Raw genomic sequence first — 19,626 nt, forward strand, 5'->3', positions numbered from 1 at the left:
ATAGAGCCTTAAAATATTTTTTAAGGCTCTACCTAAAATTTACTTACATTTCTTTATTATGTTATCTATATCTACTCCATTTTTTCTCCATAACTCCATAAATTGGGATCCATTTGCATTTTTAAACTTATATGTTTCATAGTATTCTTTTAATACTTTAAAAAATACTTTATCTCCTACTTCTTCTCTTATGTTATGGAATACTACTGCACCTTTAGTGTATACGTTTAAACTATAATCCATTGAATTTTTATATTTGCTTGAAGGCTTAAACATATCTTGACTAGAATACGATTTTGATTGTTTTTCCATAGTGCTCATTAATCTTGTAGCTGTTTCTTTACCATATTTTTTTTCAAAGTAAAGTACTGTAGAATATTCAGTTAAAGCTTCATCTAACCAAGGCTCATTAACTTCATCATTTCCAACTACACTATACCACCATTGATGTGCAGTTTCATGAGCTATTACATATTCTAATAAAAATTTATTTTTAGAATTATATAAGCTTTTATCTATCATAGATAAAGTTGGATACTCCATACCCCCTATGTAAAAGTCACTTGCTATAACAGAATATGTATCATATGGGTATTTACCAAACATATCACTGAATATTTCTATAGAATCTTTTGCTATTGTTGTAGATAAATCAGAGAATTTTTTATCTAAATTATAAGTTAATATTTCTGTATCTTTTGTATAATCTTTTTTAACATTAAATTTATCACTTAAAACAAAAGCAAAATCTCTTACTTTATTTGCTTCTATATTGTACATAGATTTTTTATCACTTGATTTTGATTCTGTTACCTTTCCAGTAGTCCCAAATTTATATTTAGATGGAGCTAAAAGAGTAACTTTATAATTACTTACATCACTATAGAATGGATCACCTATACTTTCATAGCTTTTTGTGTTCCATCCTCTATCATCATATACACAAGCTATAGGGAACCAATTTGTAACGTTTATAGTATCATTTCCATATCCAAATCTACCAACTGAGTTAGGTATCTTTACATTAAACTTCATATCTATAGATACAGATTCATTTTGCTTTAAAGGTTTGTCCAAGCGTACTTCTAATATATCTTCTTTATTACCATCAATATTAAATTTAACTTTTTCTCCACCAATTAATATATTTTTAATATCTATGTACCCTTCATTAAATCCATTTGGATATGCTTGTTTCATTTGAGGTTTTTCAAATGGAGCAAACTCTTCTTTTGAAAATGCATTTGGGTATATGTGAAAATAAATACTCTTTAACTCATTTTTAGTATCATTAACGTATTGTACATTTTGATTGCACATCAAACGCTTACTTTCATCATCTAATATTACATCCATCTTATAAGAACTCATATTCTCTGTTTTTATATTTGAAACAGGCTTATCAGCTTCTTTATTAAAATAAAATAGCCCTCCTAGAAAAATAATACCTATGATCATAAAAGATATAATTTTTCTATTTTTCCTTCTAAAATCAATAATCAATTTTAAATCCCCCTTTGTAGTTAAATGAATATTTTTTTAATTCTCTACATCATAATTTGTAATAGATTTTATGTTATAATCAATCTGAGGTGATAAAATGTTCTTTAAAGAAGTCAATGAAATAGATTTAGGACAAACTACTATTGATAACATATTTATAGATATATTTATGCCAATGGCTAATGGATTATACGTACAAGTTTATCTTTTAGGCTATAGATATGCATGTGATGAGACTTCTAACCCTAAGTTTAATAATAATTCTATTGCAAAAAATTTAAATGTACCATTATCTGATGTATTGGCAGCTTGGGATTTTTGGGAAGACAAGAATTTAATAAAAAACATAAAAATGATGGGCTAGATGATTTTAGTTTTTCAATAGAGTTTTTAGATTTGAAAAAATATATATTGATAATATACTAAACGCAAATAATTCAGTTAAATCTGATGTTAATACTATCGTTAGCATAAATGACAATCCTGAAATTAGAAAAATGTTTAATTCTATAAATCAAATTATAGGTAGACATCTTCAATCTAATGAGAAGATTACAATTATGGATATGATAGATAAATATAATATGAGCACAGAAATGATAGTATGCGCTTATGAACACGTTAAAGAACAGACTGGAGTTGCTAAACCTGTTAGTTATGTAGAAGGTATAATTAGAAACTGGTATGATGCTAGTCTTTATACTGTTGAAGATGTTAAAAATAGCTTTGCTCAAAGAAGTAAGCGATTTATGATGTATAAAACAGTATTTAATGAACTCGGATTTTCTAGACAAGCTACAAAAGCTGAAAAGGAAATTATGGATGTATGGTTTGATAAATATAAATTTGATATAGAACTTATTTTAGAAGCATGTTCTAAGTCTAAAAATATTTCTAATCCTTCTATAGCTTATATTAACGGAATTGTTAAGAGTTGGAATGATAAAAATATTAAAACGTTAGAAGACTTAAAAGCGTCAGAAGAAGAATTTAAGAAACAATCAGAAACTAAAAAAGTTAATTCAAAATCTTCTAATACTGCTCCTAAACAAGTTAAAACTAGATTCCATAATATAAATCAGACTTTTACCAAATATAGTCCAGATGAATTAGAAAAAATACTTCAAGAAAGCCAAAAAGGCAAATTTAGATAAATAATTTTAGGTAGGTGATTAATATATGAAAGAATCAACATTGAGAGATATTCTTACTTCTTATGAGCGAAAAAGAGATCAATCTGAACGTGATTTACAAGAAAGAAAAAAGAAAGTGTACTCTAGAATACCTGAAATTAAACAAATAGATGAGGAAATAGGTAAGATAGGATTAAAACTCGCTAAATTAATTCTTTTAAATCCTAAAGATAAAGAGTCTATATTAAATGAAACTAAAGCTCAAATGAACGAATTAAAGAAAAAGAAAGAAAGACTCTTATCAGATAATCGTGTACCTAATGGGTATTTAGAAGTTAAGCATGATTGTTCTATGTGTAAAGATACAGGATTTTTAGGAAATGGACACAAGTGTAATTGCCTTAAGCAAAGAATAATAAACGAGGCCTATCATATGTCTAATTTATCTAGAGTTCTTCATCATCAAAACTTTTCTACTTTTGATGAATCTATATTCTCTACTCAAAGAGAAGATTCTTCTGGAGTATCTCCTCAAGAAAATATATTAGAGATATTATCTATATGTGAAGGTTTTGTTATGAATTTTGATAAAGATAACGATGAAAATATGCTTTTCTATGGAGACACAGGTTTAGGGAAAAGTTTTATGTGTAACTGTGTTGCAAAAGAACTTTTAGATAAGGGTTACTTAGTTATATATCAGACTGCTTTTAAAATGTTTGAAATAATAGAAGAATATAAGTTTAAAAATTCAGATGATCATATAACAAAAGATAATTATAATAATTTATTTGATTGTGATCTTTTAATAATTGATGATTTAGGAACAGAGCTTACTAACTCTTTTACTAATAGTGAATTATTTAATATTTTAAATACTCGTCTATTATCAGGAAAGAAAACTATAATTTCAACTAACTTATCACCTATGCAATTAGGAGATATATACGCACAAAGAATATTCTCTAGAATATTTGATAGATTTAGAATGGTTAAGTTTATAGGTAATGATTTAAGATGGGAACAAAAAATGACTAAGTAGAAAATCTCCGTATTTTCTAACTTAGTCATTTTTTTAATTACTAGACAATCTTCTTATCCATATATAATTTTCCATCTTTAATTTCAATACAAATATCTGCCATATTAGCAATTTCATTATTATGAGTTATCATAACTAATGTTTGTCCAAAATCTTTCACACAACTTCCTAATAAATCCATAACTTCTTCTGTTGTTTTACTATCTAAATTTCCTGTTGGCTCATCTGCAAATATTATTTTAGGTTTATTAGCTAAAGCTCTCGCAATAGCTACCCTCTGTTGTTGACCTCCACTTAACTCATTAGGAAATTTATTAATTTTATCTTTAAGACCTAACTTATCAATTATACTGTCTATGTATTTTTTATCTACTTTTTTATCGTCTATAGATATTGGAAGTATTATATTCTCATATACATTTATAACTGGGATTAAGTTAAAACTTTGAAATATAAATCCAAATTCTTCACTTCTTAATTTAGATAATTTATTTTCATTTAAAGTTGAAATGTCTTTCCCTTTTAACATTACTTTACCTGATGATACAGTGTCTAGTCCTGCAATACAATTTAAAAGTGTACTTTTACCGCTTCCACTCGGACCTATTATAGCTGTAAATTTGCCTTTTTCTATAGATAAAGTTATATCTTTTAATGCTTGTACTTTATTGTCACCTTTGCCATATATTTTATTTAAATTTGTTATCTCTAATATATTTGTCACAAAATCCCCACCTTTATTCATTTGTACTTAACCCCTCTACTATACTCATTTTTTCTATCTTCTTTTTACATAAAAATACTGCTATTAAACACATAATTATAGATACTATTAAAAATTCTACACTTTCAAATATTGGCAATGTAAATTTTATAGCTTCTTTAGTTCCTAATCCTTCTTTATGTATTTCATTTACAAGTTTTGTAAATTTATAAATGTTATGAGTAGCAATTATACTTGCCAATATAGATGCAAAAACTGAATACATTATATTTTCTTTTACAATCATATTTTTAAGTTTTTTAGGACTCATTCCTATAGCTCTTAATGTTGAAAGTTCATTCATTCTAGTCATTATGTTGGCTTTTATTATGCATAATACATTTATAGATGATATTAGTAATATTAAAGCTACAATTACTAGTGTTTCTTTTGTGTTTCTTTCACTTTGTTTTATATAGAAATTTTTATAATTGTACTTACTTTCAAATTTTGAAAATGGATTATTTTTTATAACTTTTTCTATTTCATTTTGAGATTTTTTATCAGTTCCTTTCTCAATTTGTATATTTAGTTTATTATAATTTTCTCGTCCACTTATATTTTTAAAATCATCTTCATTTAATACAATTTTTAACCCAGTTGATAATCCACCTTCTCTTAAAACATAGTCTCCGTTTAAAATCCCAGCAACCTCTATCTTTTCATTTTTATACTCTACTTTATTGTTTTTTGTAACAGGAATTTTTATATTTATTAAATCGCCTACTTTCATATCATTTAATAACTTTGTATTAGGTGATGCATTAGAGTAAAAATAATTCGTTACTAAAGCTTTTGGATACTTACCTTTACTTTTATCATTTATATTTTTCCCTTTTTCAATATATTGGTCTATGTTTTTTAAACTCTCATTGTTATTGCCTTCAATATCTACATATTCTTCTAAGTTTTTATTTTCATCAACTATCGCATTTACACTTTTATACTCTTTGGTTAAATCTTTAGAGTTAGTTATAAATATTCCAGTTAACTCAATAACTGGCTTTACACTTTTTACCTCTTTTATATTTGATATTTTTTCTATTTCATCTTTACTAAATTTTGTAAAATTAGAATCTGCATTATTAGGATTATGAGATAATTTTATATCACTATTTCCCATCATCATAAGAGGCATAGTAGTATTATCTAAGCTTTTATCTTCATTTTTTGACATTGCAATCGTATCTATAAAAAGTACTCCTCCCAAACTTATGGATATAATACAAAGTATTGTTCTTATTTTATTTCTCCAAAAGTTTTTTGTAAGCCATTTCTCCTGAAAATCCAAAAACCTTTCTTACTAATTTATAATAAAATCTATTTTTCTGTTTTTTATTAAATTTATCACTGCTTCTAATAGCCTCTACAGGCGAAATTTTTCCACTTTTATATATTGGTACTAAACTTGATATAAACACAGCTATGATAGCCATTAACATAGGCTCATATATACTAGCTTTACTTATGTAAAGATTTACAAACCTCCCATAAATAATGTAAAATCCAGCATATGAAGCTAACGTTCCTATCAAGAATCCAAATATAAGACCTAATGCTAATACAACAATACTTTCTATAGCAATCATAAATCTTACTTTCTTTTTAGATAAACCAATTGCTCTCAATATACCTATTTGTTTTGTCATATCTATAAGTACTATACTAAATATATTACATATAACTAATGTTGCCGCTAACATTGGATATAACTTTCGCTTCATTGTATATGTTGTTCCCTTTGACATTGAGTAATCATCTAAAACTTGTGTTAGTGATGCATTTACCATGAAATTTGAATCATTTAATCCATATTTATTTATAATTTCATAAGCTTTTCCAATATCAGGTCTAGATGAGTTTAAATATAAAGTTCCACCATGAGTTACTAAATTATTTGGTAATATAGATTCATTGCTATTATCTTTAGTAAAAGCCTTTACTCCATAGTACTCATTTTCACTTGCATAACTACTTGAATCTTCATAGTAAGCATCTGGCTTTTTTACTACCCCAACAAGTTTGAACTTTTTATCTTTACTAAATATTTGATTTTCATTATTTTTATCAACATAATACTTTACAATTTTAAAATCAATTTCTTGGTTTAAATCATCACTTAAGCCCATTTCTTTTAATGCTTTTTGCTCTATAACTATTTCATTTGAATTTTTAGGATTGCTTCCTTTCGATAATTGATATCCATATGAATCTATAAATTTATCGCTATATGAATTTAATTGAATTGATGTTCCGTTTTTTCCTACAATTTTACCTAACCCCAAAATATCATTAACTTCAGTTACTTCTTTATCTTTTTTAACTTATTAACTATATCATCGCTTAAATTACTATATTCAACATGATAGTCACTATAATTTTTATATGCTTCTTTTATTTCTAGTTTACTTTGTGTTTCTGGTATTACATTTAATGAAAATACTAGTATTACAGCTAACGCTATACTTGTTATTAATGCGATAGTCCTTCCTTTTTGCTCTTTCATATAAGCAATTGCTAACTTAAAACTAATCTTCAAAATATACCCTCCCTTTTGTAATTCATATTTATGCCCCTAAAATCAAAAAATAAGGTGTTATCTTTTACGTTTAAAAGATAACACCTTATTTTTTTTGATTCAATATTTATAGTACAACTGGTACTTTTGTAGCCCCAACTGTCATGTTTTCATCTATAGGTATATAAATTTGTAATAAAAATTTATTTTTAAAATCCTCTATTTCTAAATCTCCATTATATTTTTTAAGTGAAGATTTAACACTTTTTAGTCCTATTCCATGAATAAATTTATCTTTCTTGCTAGTTATAATTTTACTATTTTTTATCTCTAATTTATTTGTTTTAGAATTTTCACAGCGTATAACATAATATGATTTAACAAGAGTTCCCCTTATTTTTATATATTTTTTATCAATATAAGTTTTATTGCACGCTTCTATTGCATTATCTAATATATTTGAAAATATGCTACATACATCTGTCATTTCTATAAAATTACATTTAGAAAAATTAACATCACAAGTTAAATCTATATTATTTTCATTACAAATATTTTGTTTTTCATTTAATATAATATCTAATATCATATTCCCAGTATTATGTATTTCTTTAAATTCTCTTAATTCCTTACTCATTTCTTCTATATATTTATTTACATCTTCTTTGTCATAACTTAGATTTTTTATACAAAATATATGATTATTTATATCATGATAAAGTTTTTTAACTTTATTTTGAGATTCTTGAAGATTTAAATAATACTTGTACTGAATATCTATTTTTTCTTTTAATAAACGCTCTTCACTTTTTTCTTTAATGTCTTTAATGATTTTAAAAACTATCATTAAAAGTAAAAAACTACTTGTAAAAGACAGCTTAGGGGTTACATTTATATTAAATACATTAAGATGATCATAAGAATAATTCATTCTAAACATATATGTCCATGTAGGCAGACTATTCATAATAGCTACTGTAAAATTACTTATTATACATCCTATTATAATTATTACACTTACTTTTTCTTTATCTGTATCTCTAAATCTTTTAATTAGATTAATATAGCTTATATTAATAAATATATTAATTGAACTTTCTATAATAAATATTATATTATAGTTATATTCTGATGTAGTTGAAGCATACTCAGAATGGCCTGTTACAAAAAAGAAAACTATATAAATTAACCATTGCCCAATTACATATTGAACTGTAGTATAAGTTAAATAATATAACAATACTTTGTAATTAGTTATTTTATAGTTTAGTTTTATAAATAAAATAAAAGATATCCATTTTAAATTTATTATGAAACCATAGTATTGTGTTTCTCTACTGAATAAAATTATAGAATCTAAAGCACCAATTAACAAAAATACTATATCTAAATATCTATTTTCATATTTTCTTTCTTCTAAACAGTTCAATATTTTTAAAAGAACAAAATACTCAATAAATGGACATGCCCCTGTAGCTATCCTTGACATTAACTCAACATCTAACATAGTTTTTCTCCTAAAGAACTTAAAAACTTATGCTTAAAATCTTTAAATCTATGCCTACTAACTAAAATCTCTTCTTTATTATCTAATATAGCTATATATTGTTTTATATTTTCTACATAATTTATATTCACTAAGAAACTTTTATGACATCTATAAAAATTATGGTTTTTCAATTCCTTTTCAATTTTATCCATGGTCATTTTAGTCTCATAAATTTTATTTTCCGTGTATATAGTCATATCTTTTCTTTGAATTTCAATATAAGTTATATCTTCTATATTTATTTTGTAAGTTTCATTTTTATTTTCAACTAACACAAATTTATCTCTTTTATTTATAACTTCATCTATACAACTCAAAATATGCTTCTTAAAATCATCATATTGTATAGGCTTTAGTAAATATCTATAAGCCCTCACTTCATATCCTTCTTGTATGTATTCAATAAGTGACGTTGTAAAAATTATTTCTGGTTTATTTTTATCAATTTCTCTTATCTTTCTGGCTACATCCATTCCAGTTATCTCGTCCATCTGAATGTCTAGTATAAATATATCCCCACCTTGATTATAATTATTAAGTAGTTCTTCCCCAGTTGAATATATGTTTAAATTGTAATCAATATTTTTTTCACATAATATATTTTCTAAATTTCTTTCTATATTTTTTTGATGTTCTATTTGATCTTCGCATAAAATTATTTCTATCATAATATCCCCTGTATATATTTTTTATATGTTTATATAACTATTATACATAATTTGTAAATACTTCTTAAGTTATAATACATTTTTATAATAAAAACTCGGTTTGCTCTGAATTCATTATGTATATATAGCTTTTTTGAACACAAAAAAAACTCTTAGATAAAATCCAAGAGTTTACTGGTGGGATTAACAGGGCTCGAACCTGTGACCCCCTGCTTGTAAGGCAGGTGCTCTCCCAGCTGAGCTATAATCCCAAATGCTGGTGACCCATAGGGGAATCGAACCCCTGTTACCGCCGTGAAAGGGCGGTGTCTTGACCGCTTGACCAATGGGCCATATTATATTTTACAAAAAAAATGGTGATCCATCCGCGACTCGAACGCGGGACACCCTGATTAAAAGTCAGGTGCTCTACCGACTGAGCTAATGGATCATCTTTTTGGAGCTAGTGATAGGAATCGAACCTACAACCTGCTGATTACAAGTCAGCTGCTCTACCGTTGAGCCACACTAGCAATGTGTGTTTGGCGACCTGGAAGGGACTCGAACCCTCGACCTCCAGCGTGACAGGCTGGCATTCTAACCAGCTGAACTACCAGGCCGCATATATGGTGGGATTAACAGGGCTCGAACCTGTGACCCCCTGCTTGTAAGGCAGGTGCTCTCCCAGCTGAGCTATAATCCCAAATATTGGTGACCCATAGGGGAATCGAACCCCTGTTACCGCCGTGAAAGGGCGGTGTCTTGACCGCTTGACCAATGGGCCTTGCAAAAAAATGGTGATCCATCCGCGACTCGAACGCGGGACACCCTGATTAAAAGTCAGGTGCTCTACCGACTGAGCTAATGGATCATCTTTGCTGAGATGTTGTTTCGACTTTTTTCTCTGCCGTATCAACAAATACTATTATATTAGCTTTATTAACTTTAGTCAACACTTTTTGTGAAATTTTTTAATTTTTTTAAGCAAATTATTTAAATACCCTATTTTCAATGGTTTAATCCATTTATTTAAGCATAATTTACAGTAAAATTTAGTAATCTTGTTAATTTTTTATATTTTTTTAAAGATTATATTATAAAAATATTTTATTAATACTATTGTAATATAATATTCTTATACTAAATAAAGGAGGTAAATTTATGAACTTCATAAACAAAGAAAATCATACATTTACATTTTCAAGCTTAAATAATCCAGTTCTTAAAGTAAAATCAGGAAGCAATGTAGTTTTTGAAACTCATGATTGCATGTGTAGTCAAATAACATGTAGTGATGACAATATGGATAGTATAGACTTTGATAGAGTAAATCCAGCAACTGGACCTTTATACATAGAAAATTCTATGCCTAACCAGACTTTAAAAGTTAGTATAAATTCTATTGAATTAAAAGGCAATGCTCTTGCCATGACAGGTCCTGGAGTTGGAGTTCTTGGTAATAAACTAGATACTATGACTCATAATATTTTAAAAATAGAAAATGAAAAAGCTTTATTTAATAATTTAGAACTTCCTTTAAATAAAATGATTGGTGTTATAGGTGTTGCTCCAAGCGATAATAAGTCTATAAATTGTGGAACTCCTGGTAGTCACGGTGGTAACATGGACTGTAAGATTATAGCTGAAGGCTCTAGTGTATATCTTCCTATATCAGTAGAAGGATCTTTATTATCTCTTGGAGATATCCATGCTGTTATGGGTGATGGTGAAATCGGAGTAAGCGGAGCTGAAATAGGAGCTCTAGTTGATGTAAAAGTTGAAGTAATAGATAGCTTAACAATAAAGAATCCTATCTTAGAAACTGAAGATGCTTATTATACTGTAGCTTCTGCTGAAACTTTAGATGAGGCTTATGAAATAGCTATCGAAGATATGTTTGATATTTTACTTCCTAAATGCAACTTATCCAAAAATGACCTAGTTATGCTAATGAGTTTAACTAGTGATATAGAAGTTTGCCAAGTTGTTGATCCTTTAAAAACTATTAGATTTAAAGTTAAAAAAGATATTTTAAGTCAATTAAATATAGATAAATTAATATAAAAATAAAATAAAGCTATGTTAAGACATTATATAATGCTTTAACATAGCTTTTGATTTTATATATTATAAAATTAGAATATATTTTTTCTTACTATAGTTTGAGCTCTGTTTGGTCCAACTGAAACCATATCTACATTTACTCCAACTAATTCTTCTATTTTAGCTATATATTTCTTAGCATTTTCAGGAAGTTCTTCATATGTTTCCATACCTGTTAAATCTTCAGACCATCCTTCTAATTCTTCATATATAGGCTCGCACTTAGCTAAATCTTCTAATGAAGCTGGGAACTCTCTTAAAACTTTGTCTCCCATTTTGTAAGATGTACATATTTTAACTGTATCAAATCCAGTTAAAACATCTAATAGCATTAAAGATATACTAGTTAATCCATTAACTCTAGCAGCATATCTAACTATTACAGCATCAAACCATCCACATCTTCTTGCTCTACCTGTAGTTGTTCCGAACTCTCTTCCTTGAGTTCTTATCTTGTCCCCTGTTTCATCGTTTAACTCTGTAACAAATGGTCCTTCTCCAACTCTAGTAGTGTAAGATTTTACTATACCTACAACATCTTTTATCATGTTAGGTCCAACACCAGCTCCTACAGAGAATCCTCCTGATGTAGGATGAGAAGATGTTACGAACGGATACGTTCCTAAATCTAAATCTAGTAATGTACCTTGAGCTCCTTCAAATAAGACTTTCTTTCCTGCTTTTATAGCTTCGTATACAACAACTGATGTATCATCTACGTAAGATCTTATTTGCTCTGCATATCCTAGGTATTCATTGTATATAGCATCAAAGTCAAACTCTTCTGCTCCATATATATTCTTAACTATTTTATTCTTAGCATCTATTTGAGCTTTTAATTTTTTAGCGAATATATCTTTATCCATTAAATCACATATTCTTATTCCAGATCTCTCTGTTTTATCCATGTAACAAGGTCCTATACCTTTTTTAGTAGTACCTATCTTATTATCTCCTCTAGCTTCTTCAGCTAAAGCATCTAATTCTTTGTGATATGGGAATATAACATGTGCTCTATCACTTATTTTTATATTTTTAGTATCTATATTATCTGCATTTAATTTAGCTAACTCTTCTAAAAATCCTTTTGGATCAAATACTATTCCGTTACCTATTACATTTATAGTTTCTGGATTTAATACTCCTGATGGTATTAGGTGTAATGCATATTTCTTTCCATCAACAACTAATGTATGACCTGCATTGTTTCCACCTTGTCCTCTTACTACTACATCAGCTTGTGTAGCTAAATAGTCTATAACTTTACCTTTACCTTCGTCTCCCCATTGAGAGCCTACTATAGCAACAGTCTTCATATTAATTCACCTCTAATTATTTTATTCGAACACTTACTTTCTTATTTTACCAAACATTCGCTTTATTTTCAAAACCTTTTTTATTAACCTATTTTATTTAGTATGTATTTTTCCACATATTCTAAGCTTTCTAGGATTTTTATTTCGTGTTCATTAGTTTCTATAAATCTAATCATATCATTTACATTGTTAGCCTTTTTTACTAATTTATTATCTCCTGTAAATGTATTTGTAATGTATATTTTTACTTTATTATTTTCCTTAATACCATATACGACTATAGTTTCTTTATATTTATCATCAATTATTCTACATATGTTTATTTCATTGTTTATAAACTCTGTATTTGGATATATATATATTATATTTATCATTTTTTCTCCCCCGTTGAAAAAATTATACTAATTATAAGAAAGCAAGCTAGTTTAGCTTGCTTTTTTAATTTGTTTTTATCCACTATTTATCCACAGAGTATCTGTGGAAATTGTGGATATCGTTTTTATAATTAAAATAAAAAATATCCACATATGATTATTTTTTTATAAAATTATCAACATGTGGATATTTTTTTATTACATTTCTCTAGCTTTATTCGCAAATTTTTGTATTTCACCTAACCAAACAAGTTCAACTGATCCAGTTTCCCCATGTCTATTTTTAGCTATTATAATTTCTCCTATATTCTTTCTTTCTGAATCAGGATGATAATACTCATCTCTGTATAGGAACATTACTATATCTGCATCCTGCTCTATAGCTCCAGATTCTCTTAAATCGGCTAACATAGGTCTATGGTCTGATCTTTGTTCTGGTGCACGTGATAACTGAGATAATGCTACTACAGGACAGTTTAATTCCTTAGCTATTATTTTCAAAGATCTAGAAATTTTTGATATTTCTTGTTGCCTACTTTCATTACCTCCATCACCTTCCATAAGTTGAAGGTAATCTATAAGAATCAGGTCTAAACCTTTTTCAATTTTTAGTTTTCTACACTTTGATCTTAACTCACCTATTTTTATACCAGGTGTATCGTCTATATATATGTTGGCATTAGATAAAACAGACATAGCATCTATAATTCTAGGCCAGTCATTTTCATCTAAGTTACCAGTTTTTATCTTTTTCAATTCTACATGAGATTGTGCAGATAGCATACGTTGAACTAATTGTTCTTTTGACATCTCTAAACTAAATACAGCTACAGATGCATCACCTTTAAGCGCTGCATTTTGGACTAAGTTAAGCGAAAATGCTGTTTTACCCATTGCAGGACGTGCTGCAACAAGTATCAAGTCTGTTCTTTGTAGTCCATTAGTTTTCTTATTTAAATCATCAAATCCAGTAGTTATTCCAGTTATGTCTTCCTTATTTGTATATAACTTTTCTATCATGTCATATGTATCCATAAGTACTGAATTTATAGCTTGGAAATCTTCGCTAGATTTTTCTTGAGATATATCAAATATTTGCTTTTCTGCTTTTTCTAAAATGTCTTCTACTTTTATTGAACTATCATATCCTAAGTTTAATATATCATTAGATACTCTTATAAGCTTCCTTAAAACTGATTTCTCTTTTACTATATCTGCATAATATTTAACATTAGAAGTTGTAGGTACTATAGTAGATAAACTAGTTATATAGCTTATTCCTCCTACATCTTCTAAATGGCCCTGTTTCTTTAACTCCTCTGTAAGAGTTATCAAATCTATAGGTTCATTTTTATTGTTTAACTTCATCATGCACTCATAAATAATTTTATGAGCTTCTTTATAAAAATCTTCAGGTTTTATAGTTTCTGTAACAGTTATTATAGCTTCTTTATCTAATAGTATAGATCCTAGTATAGATTGCTCAGACTCCACACTATGTGGAGGAATTCTACCTATATCCTCCATTTATCTCACCTCTAGTGTTTTTCTTATTGTTTTTCTTTTACGTCTACTCTCATTTTAGTAACTACTTTTGATGTATTTTTATTTCAACAAATCTTGAACCTAAAACTCTTATAGGCTCATCTAACATCACTTTTCTCTTATCTACATCTATTCCATGCTCTTTTTTTATTTGAGCTGCTATATCTTTAGATGTTATAGAACCAAATAATCTTCCACCATCACCAGCTTTAGAATACATAGTTATATTCATTTCTTCCATTTTCTTTCCTAATTCAACTGCTGCTTCGTATTCTTTTTGTTCTTTTATTTGTTGAGATGTTTGTTTTTCTTTTAATTCTTTTAACTCTGTATTTCCAGCTTGAACTGCTAATTTTTTAGGGAATAAAAAGTTTCTAGCGTATCCATCACTAACTTCCTTTACATCACCTTTTTTTCCTGTTCCTTTTATGTCTTTTAATAATATAACTTTCATTACTCTTCTTCCTCCTCTAGATATTGTGTTATGATGTCTGATACCATCTTATATCCTTCTTCTAAAGATACTCCTTCAAGTTGAGCTCCTGCTATATCAATGTGGCCTCCGCCACCTAGTTTTTCCATTAATACATGCACGTTAATAGACCCTAATGATCTAGCACTTATAAATATAGTTCCTGATTTAGTTTTACCTAATACAAATGATGCTTCTACATCTTTTATACTTAAAAGTTCATCTGCAGCTTGAGCTACAACTACATTTATATTATTTATATCCGACTTGCAGTAAGCTAAACATATCTTATCATTTATAACTTTAGTGCTTTGAATTATCTCTGCTTTTGTTACGAAATCTTCTAAATTCGAGTTAAATAACTTCTTAACTTCAATTGTATCTGCTCCTGCTTTTTTCAGATATGATGCTGCTTCAAATGTTCTAACTCCTGTTTTAAATGCAAAGTTTTTAGTATCTAAACTTATACCTGCCATTAATCCTTCTGCTGTTAATTTATTTATCTTAACATCCTCTTCCATATACTGAACTAATTCTGTTACCATCTCACAAGTTGATGATACATACGTTTCATGGAATAAAAGAACTGTATCATTTATAAATTCGACCCCTCTTCTATGGTGGTCTATAACAACAATTTTATCAGATATAGCTAATAATTCAGGACATTCAGTAAAATTAGGTCTATGAGTATCAACTACTATTACCAGTGTGTCCTTAGAACAATTTTTAATAGCATCTTCTCTTGAAATAAATATATTATTGTAGTAATCAGATTGTTTCAATCTACCTACAAATTCCTCAATAGAATCGTTAGAACTATTTAAAACTATGTGTGCGTTTTTATTACATGACTTACATATATCATAAATACCTCCTGCGGCTCCCATTGCGTCCATATCAGGATATTTATGTCCCATTATATATATATTCTTGCTTTCTAATATAATCTCTCTTAAAGCATGACCTATAAGTCTTGATTTAACTTTAGTTTTCTTTTCTACAGCTTTTGATTTTCCTCCGTAGAATATAGACTTGTCTTTAGTTTTTATTACGGCTTGATCTCCACCTCTACCAAGAGCTAAGTCTAATGCTCCTTTTGCTAATTTGAAATTATCATTAATTGTTTTTCCTTCTATTCCTATACCTATACTTATTGTTACAGGTAAATTATTTTCTTGGTCAATTTCTCTTATTTTATCTAATATAGAGAATTTATCTGCTTCTAATGTGTCTAATTCATTCTTACTTAAAACTAAAAAGTATTTGTCATTAGCCGTTTTTTCAAGCGCACCATTGCAACTTGATTCTAGTGACGCTAATATCTTATCGATATCTACATTTATTAAAGGTCTTCTCTCTTCAGGAGCACTTTGTAATACTTCATCATATCCATCTACTTGTATAGTAGCTACTACATTTTTTTCTTCTTCATACTTACTTTTTAAATCTAAGTAGTCAGTTTTATCAATCCAGTAAAGCATCATTAAATATTTAGTTTTGTCTTCTTGATCACTTTTTATAATATTATAAACTATAGTGTACTGTCTTCCATTATAGTTTATATCGGTATATAACTCTTTATTTTCATTTAGTACTTTTCTTAAATTTATATTTTTAACAAGAGTTTCTATGTTCATACCTAAGGTATCTTCTTTTCCTGTCATTTCATGGAACTTAGTATTGTACCATGTAACACTACCATCAAACTCTAAAATACATAAAGGTATTGGTAAGTTTAGTATAGCTTTTTTTGTTACTTCATCAATATCTACAGCTAAATCTTGAATATACTTATTCCATTCTTTTCTTCTTATATCTCTTGTTCTCCAGTTATGAAAAACAATATATATAAAGGCAGCAAATACAAGGGCACCTATATATATATTGTAATACATTAATATAAGACTAAGAATCCCAATAACCACTATGTATGCATTTATTTCTGGCATATTAAATTTAAAGGTCGACTTATTAAACATTTCTACCTCCTAAGTGGATTTGTAGTTTCTTACCTTTCTAAAATCAATTGCACTGTCTAACATTCCTACAAAGCTCAAAATCATGGATCCTGATAATAGAATTACTGCTATTACTGCAAATACTATTTTGCCTGGCGATTTATCTTTCCATCTTTTTATAAAATAAATAGACACTGACACCCCTTGTATTAAAAATAGTATACTAAATACCAATTGAATATTTAACATTATTGAATCTGTATAAAGTCCTATATTCAGCATCTCTAAAAACATAACTAATAAATATAATATTAGTGATGTTACTATAGCATTTCCTGGTAAATAAAACTCTGAAAACTTTGGTAAATCGTAATTTAATACTTTAGTTCTTCTTAAAATAAAGGCTTCTACATAATATGTTATTAGTGATGCTATTATGCTATACATAAATAACACTGTAGGTATCATATTCTGGAACATATTAATCATATCTTTGGATGTTATATTTTCTTTAGGCATCATATTCGTACTTTCCATAATAGCAAACTGAGCTTCTACTGTTGCTTTTAAAGTTTTCGATATATCTGCTAATAAATCTATATTAAATAATAGTTTTGACATTCCAAAAAATACAATTATAGATAGTATAAATGCTATCGTTCCAAAGTATATAGGCGTAAAGCTTTTATTTTCATCTTCTACTTTGCTATCTTGATTGATTCTATATCCCACTGCTATCCCTGGTAACATACACATTATAAGCAAGTTTAAAGCGTATACTACATCTACAGTTAATACCAATATAAAAAAAGAGGATATAACTGAAATTAATGCATACTTATATCCTGAAGTTGTTGATATTATAGCATATGGAACAGGAAGAATAAGCGCAAGTAACCCTAAAAACGGAATATATACTGCTCCAAGACAAAGTACTATTCCTATAGCAGTAATTATTGCCGCTTGAGTTAATTTAGCTCTATTATTCAAATTAATATCACTCCCTATTGTCTAAGTAATTTTTAAGATTAGATAAATCTCCATACCATCGTTCTACACTATGGTCTTCCTCTATTCCATCCTTTATCTTTTCCTTTATTTTATAATCTATTTCCTTAAAGCTAATCCCAAGTCTCTTTGATAGTAAATATGTAACCATAACTATGTTAGCTAGAGTATCTTGTAAAATCTGATCTACAGGTCTAGTACCTTTAAATAAAAGGTTAAATAAGTCCCCCAGGCTTATTATCAATTCTGTTTTCATCCATTCAATAATCTTTATGTTCTTCGTTATCTCTGAGTTTTTATCTAGTCTCACTATGTCCCCCCTCCTTAATATATAAATATTATATCATAAATCATAGTAGTTTTAACCAATAAAAAAACGAGCCCCCTAAAGGCTCGTCCTTTTCTTAGTCTAATGTATATGGTAATAAAGCTAAGTTTCTAGCTCTCTTTATAGCAACTGTTAATTCTCTTTGATGCTTAGCACAAGTACCAGCTATTCTTCTAGGTAATATTTTACCTCTTTCAGTTACGTATTTTTGTAATCTTTGAGTGTTTTTGTAGTCTATCTTAGCATTTTTATCTGCACAGAATTGACAAACTCTTTTTTTCTTACGTCTCTTCTTGTTTATCATGTCTTTTTCCCTCCTTTTTAGAATGGTATATCATCATCATCTATAGCTTGGAATCCTTGAGGATCTAATCCTGCAGGTTCAAAGCTTGGTTCGAAACTAGGCTCGAATCCTTGATTCTGATTTTGATTTGGATATGGACTATCCGATCTATTTTTATTACTATCTAAGGCTTGTATATTTCGAGCACTTACCTTAGTGAAAGTTCTTTTTTCTCCTGATTGAGTTTGATAATTATCTACTCTTATCGAACCTTGTATAGCAACTAATCTACCTTTCGATATATAGTTTGCACAAAATTCAGCAGGTTTACCCATTACCTCAACCGGTATAAAATCAGTATCTTTGCTACCATCTTTTTTAGTGAAATCTCTATCAATGGCAATACTGAATGATGCAACGGCTGTTCCTGTTCCTGGGATATATCTTAACTCAGGATCCTTTGTTAATCTTCCCACTAGCACAACATGATTCATATAAACACCGCCTATTTACGTAAAATTTATATAGTAGTTATTAAGCAACAACTATCATATGTCTTATTACGTTCTCGTTTATCTTTAAGTTTCTGTCTATTTCCTTAGGAACTTCAACACCTGACTTAAAGTTAACTAATACATAGTAACCTTCAGTGAACTTAGCTATTGGGTATGCTAATTTCTTAGTACCCCAAGTATCTACAGTTTCAACTTCACCTTCAGTAGCTACAACTTCTTTAACCTTGTTTAATACAGCTGTTTTTGTTTCTTCATCTGCATTAGGCTTTATTACGTAAACTAATTCATAATTTTTCACACGATTCACCTCCCTTTGGACTTACGGCTCTGCTACGCAGAGCAGAGAAATGAGATTTATAATCTCACACTTTACACATTTTATCACTAATAAAATTAATTGTCAATTTTATTTTATTTCATACTAAAATTGGAAATATTAATATTATAAGAAAAATAAAATCTAAAATTAATATAGTATAAAGATTTTTATTTTGTTAATCCTATAAGGTATAACCCCATAACCTTAATATATTTCATCTTAATCTCCCCTAAAAATAGTGACCGAA

Annotated in this window: 20 protein-coding genes, 8 tRNA genes and 1 pseudogene; 4 read left to right on the forward strand and 25 right to left on the reverse strand. The window is 28.1% G+C overall.

Going from position 1 to position 19,626, the window contains the following annotated elements; genetic code table 11:
• Positions 1-39: 39 nt before the first annotated feature.
• On the reverse strand, positions 40-1,503 hold the full coding sequence (locus LEQ07_RS09480) for a M1 family metallopeptidase (RefSeq protein WP_052952040.1): 1,464 nt from the start codon (positions 1,501-1,503) through the stop codon (positions 40-42).
• A gap of 97 nt (positions 1,504-1,600) precedes the next feature.
• Here LEQ07_RS09480 and LEQ07_RS09485 point away from each other — a divergent pair, with 97 nt between their 5' ends.
• The 3 genes from LEQ07_RS09485 (at position 1,601) to LEQ07_RS09495 (ending at position 3,678) form a co-directional block, all read left to right on the forward strand.
• The gene (locus tag LEQ07_RS09485; protein WP_263330407.1) at positions 1,601-1,867 is read left to right on the forward strand and encodes a hypothetical protein; all 267 of its coding nucleotides are present in this window, start codon (positions 1,601-1,603) and stop codon (positions 1,865-1,867) included.
• Between the two features lie 133 nt (positions 1,868-2,000).
• Positions 2,001-2,657 (forward strand): DnaD domain protein, encoded by a 657-nt coding sequence (locus LEQ07_RS09490; RefSeq protein ID WP_263330408.1) that lies wholly within the window; start codon positions 2,001-2,003, stop codon positions 2,655-2,657.
• A gap of 25 nt (positions 2,658-2,682) precedes the next feature.
• Entirely contained in the window at positions 2,683-3,678 is a 996-nt protein-coding gene (locus LEQ07_RS09495) for an ATP-binding protein (RefSeq protein ID WP_021428073.1), read from the forward strand.
• A gap of 40 nt (positions 3,679-3,718) precedes the next feature.
• On the opposite strand, the gene LEQ07_RS09500 is transcribed toward LEQ07_RS09495, so the two are convergent.
• The 14 genes from LEQ07_RS09500 to LEQ07_RS09565 all read right to left on the reverse strand — a co-directional run bounded on the left by LEQ07_RS09500 (position 3,719) and on the right by LEQ07_RS09565 (position 10,026).
• On the reverse strand, positions 3,719-4,423 hold the full coding sequence (locus LEQ07_RS09500; RefSeq protein WP_046823219.1) for an ABC transporter ATP-binding protein: 705 nt from the start codon (positions 4,421-4,423) through the stop codon (positions 3,719-3,721).
• Positions 4,416-5,618, reverse strand: a complete 1,203-nt coding sequence (locus LEQ07_RS09505) for an ABC transporter permease (protein WP_263330410.1) — start codon at positions 5,616-5,618, stop codon at positions 4,416-4,418. Before LEQ07_RS09505 ends, LEQ07_RS09500 begins: the two co-directional genes overlap by 8 nt.
• Positions 5,619-5,685: 67 nt before the next feature.
• Complete coding sequence (locus LEQ07_RS09510; protein WP_263330411.1) at positions 5,686-6,726, reverse strand: ABC transporter permease; 1,041 nt, start codon at positions 6,724-6,726, stop codon at positions 5,686-5,688.
• Positions 6,727-6,743: 17 nt separating this feature from the next.
• Complete coding sequence (locus tag LEQ07_RS09515; protein ID WP_263330412.1) at positions 6,744-6,980, reverse strand: hypothetical protein; 237 nt, start codon at positions 6,978-6,980, stop codon at positions 6,744-6,746.
• Positions 6,981-7,086: 106 nt separating this feature from the next.
• Positions 7,087-8,466 (reverse strand): sensor histidine kinase, encoded by a 1,380-nt coding sequence (locus tag LEQ07_RS09520; protein ID WP_263330413.1) that lies wholly within the window; start codon positions 8,464-8,466, stop codon positions 7,087-7,089.
• Positions 8,460-9,176 (reverse strand): LytR/AlgR family response regulator transcription factor, encoded by a 717-nt coding sequence (locus tag LEQ07_RS09525; protein ID WP_263330414.1) that lies wholly within the window; start codon positions 9,174-9,176, stop codon positions 8,460-8,462. Before LEQ07_RS09525 ends, LEQ07_RS09520 begins: the two co-directional genes overlap by 7 nt.
• A 175-nt stretch (positions 9,177-9,351) precedes the next feature.
• Positions 9,352-9,427, reverse strand: a tRNA-Val gene (locus tag LEQ07_RS09530).
• Between the two features lie 6 nt (positions 9,428-9,433).
• Positions 9,434-9,508 (reverse strand) — tRNA-Glu (locus LEQ07_RS09535).
• A 22-nt stretch (positions 9,509-9,530) separates the two neighbouring features.
• Positions 9,531-9,606, reverse strand: a tRNA-Lys gene (locus LEQ07_RS09540).
• 7 nt (positions 9,607-9,613) lie between these two features.
• Positions 9,614-9,688 (reverse strand) — tRNA-Thr (locus LEQ07_RS09545).
• Positions 9,689-9,698: 10 nt separating this feature from the next.
• Positions 9,699-9,775 (reverse strand) — tRNA-Asp (locus tag LEQ07_RS09550).
• Between the two features lie 7 nt (positions 9,776-9,782).
• Positions 9,783-9,858 (reverse strand) — tRNA-Val (locus LEQ07_RS09555).
• Between the two features lie 6 nt (positions 9,859-9,864).
• Positions 9,865-9,939: transfer RNA gene (locus LEQ07_RS09560), tRNA-Glu, on the reverse strand.
• 11 nt (positions 9,940-9,950) lie between these two features.
• Positions 9,951-10,026, reverse strand: a tRNA-Lys gene (locus tag LEQ07_RS09565).
• A 290-nt stretch (positions 10,027-10,316) separates the two neighbouring features.
• On the opposite strand from LEQ07_RS09565, the gene LEQ07_RS09570 reads away from it, so the two are divergent.
• The gene (locus LEQ07_RS09570) at positions 10,317-11,219 is read left to right on the forward strand and encodes an acetamidase/formamidase family protein (RefSeq protein ID WP_035118266.1); all 903 of its coding nucleotides are present in this window, start codon (positions 10,317-10,319) and stop codon (positions 11,217-11,219) included.
• Between the two features lie 71 nt (positions 11,220-11,290).
• Here the strand turns inward: LEQ07_RS09570 and LEQ07_RS09575 are convergent, their stop codons facing one another.
• From LEQ07_RS09575 to rpsF, 10 genes and pseudogenes are all read right to left on the reverse strand, one after another.
• A complete protein-coding gene (locus tag LEQ07_RS09575) occupies positions 11,291-12,574 on the reverse strand; it encodes an adenylosuccinate synthase (RefSeq protein ID WP_021428046.1) in 1,284 nt (427 codons plus the stop codon).
• A gap of 83 nt (positions 12,575-12,657) precedes the next feature.
• Positions 12,658-12,948, reverse strand: a complete 291-nt coding sequence (locus LEQ07_RS09580; RefSeq protein WP_263330415.1) for a hypothetical protein — start codon at positions 12,946-12,948, stop codon at positions 12,658-12,660.
• Between the two features lie 198 nt (positions 12,949-13,146).
• Positions 13,147-14,475: a replicative DNA helicase gene (gene dnaB, locus LEQ07_RS09585; RefSeq protein ID WP_046822658.1), complete on the reverse strand. Its 1,329-nt coding sequence runs from the start codon at positions 14,473-14,475 to the stop codon at positions 13,147-13,149.
• 23 nt (positions 14,476-14,498) lie between these two features.
• Positions 14,499-14,947, reverse strand: a pseudogene (gene rplI, locus LEQ07_RS09590) (50S ribosomal protein L9).
• Complete coding sequence (locus tag LEQ07_RS09595) at positions 14,947-16,947, reverse strand: DHH family phosphoesterase (protein WP_263330416.1); 2,001 nt, start codon at positions 16,945-16,947, stop codon at positions 14,947-14,949. The pseudogene rplI and the gene LEQ07_RS09595 overlap by 1 nt, the downstream one beginning before the upstream one ends.
• Before the next feature lie 9 nt (positions 16,948-16,956).
• Positions 16,957-17,916 carry a YybS family protein gene (locus LEQ07_RS09600; RefSeq protein WP_046822661.1) on the reverse strand — a complete coding sequence of 320 codons (960 nt, stop codon included), beginning with the start codon at positions 17,914-17,916 and terminating at the stop codon, positions 16,957-16,959.
• Positions 17,917-17,923: 7 nt separating this feature from the next.
• On the reverse strand, positions 17,924-18,244 hold the full coding sequence (locus LEQ07_RS09605; protein ID WP_021428034.1) for a MazG-like family protein: 321 nt from the start codon (positions 18,242-18,244) through the stop codon (positions 17,924-17,926).
• Positions 18,245-18,338: 94 nt separating this feature from the next.
• The gene (gene rpsR / locus LEQ07_RS09610; RefSeq protein ID WP_021127409.1) at positions 18,339-18,566 is read right to left on the reverse strand and encodes a 30S ribosomal protein S18; all 228 of its coding nucleotides are present in this window, start codon (positions 18,564-18,566) and stop codon (positions 18,339-18,341) included.
• A 17-nt stretch (positions 18,567-18,583) separates the two neighbouring features.
• Positions 18,584-19,039: a single-stranded DNA-binding protein gene (locus tag LEQ07_RS09615; RefSeq protein ID WP_021434331.1), complete on the reverse strand. Its 456-nt coding sequence runs from the start codon at positions 19,037-19,039 to the stop codon at positions 18,584-18,586.
• Positions 19,040-19,079: 40 nt separating this feature from the next.
• Positions 19,080-19,358 carry a 30S ribosomal protein S6 gene (rpsF, locus tag LEQ07_RS09620; RefSeq protein ID WP_046822662.1) on the reverse strand — a complete coding sequence of 93 codons (279 nt, stop codon included), beginning with the start codon at positions 19,356-19,358 and terminating at the stop codon, positions 19,080-19,082.
• Positions 19,359-19,626 lie beyond the last annotated feature (268 nt).

Origin of the sequence: Paraclostridium sp. AKS73, from assembly GCF_025671395.1 — a bacterium.
Classification (GTDB): domain Bacteria; phylum Bacillota; class Clostridia; order Peptostreptococcales; family Peptostreptococcaceae; genus Paraclostridium; species Paraclostridium benzoelyticum.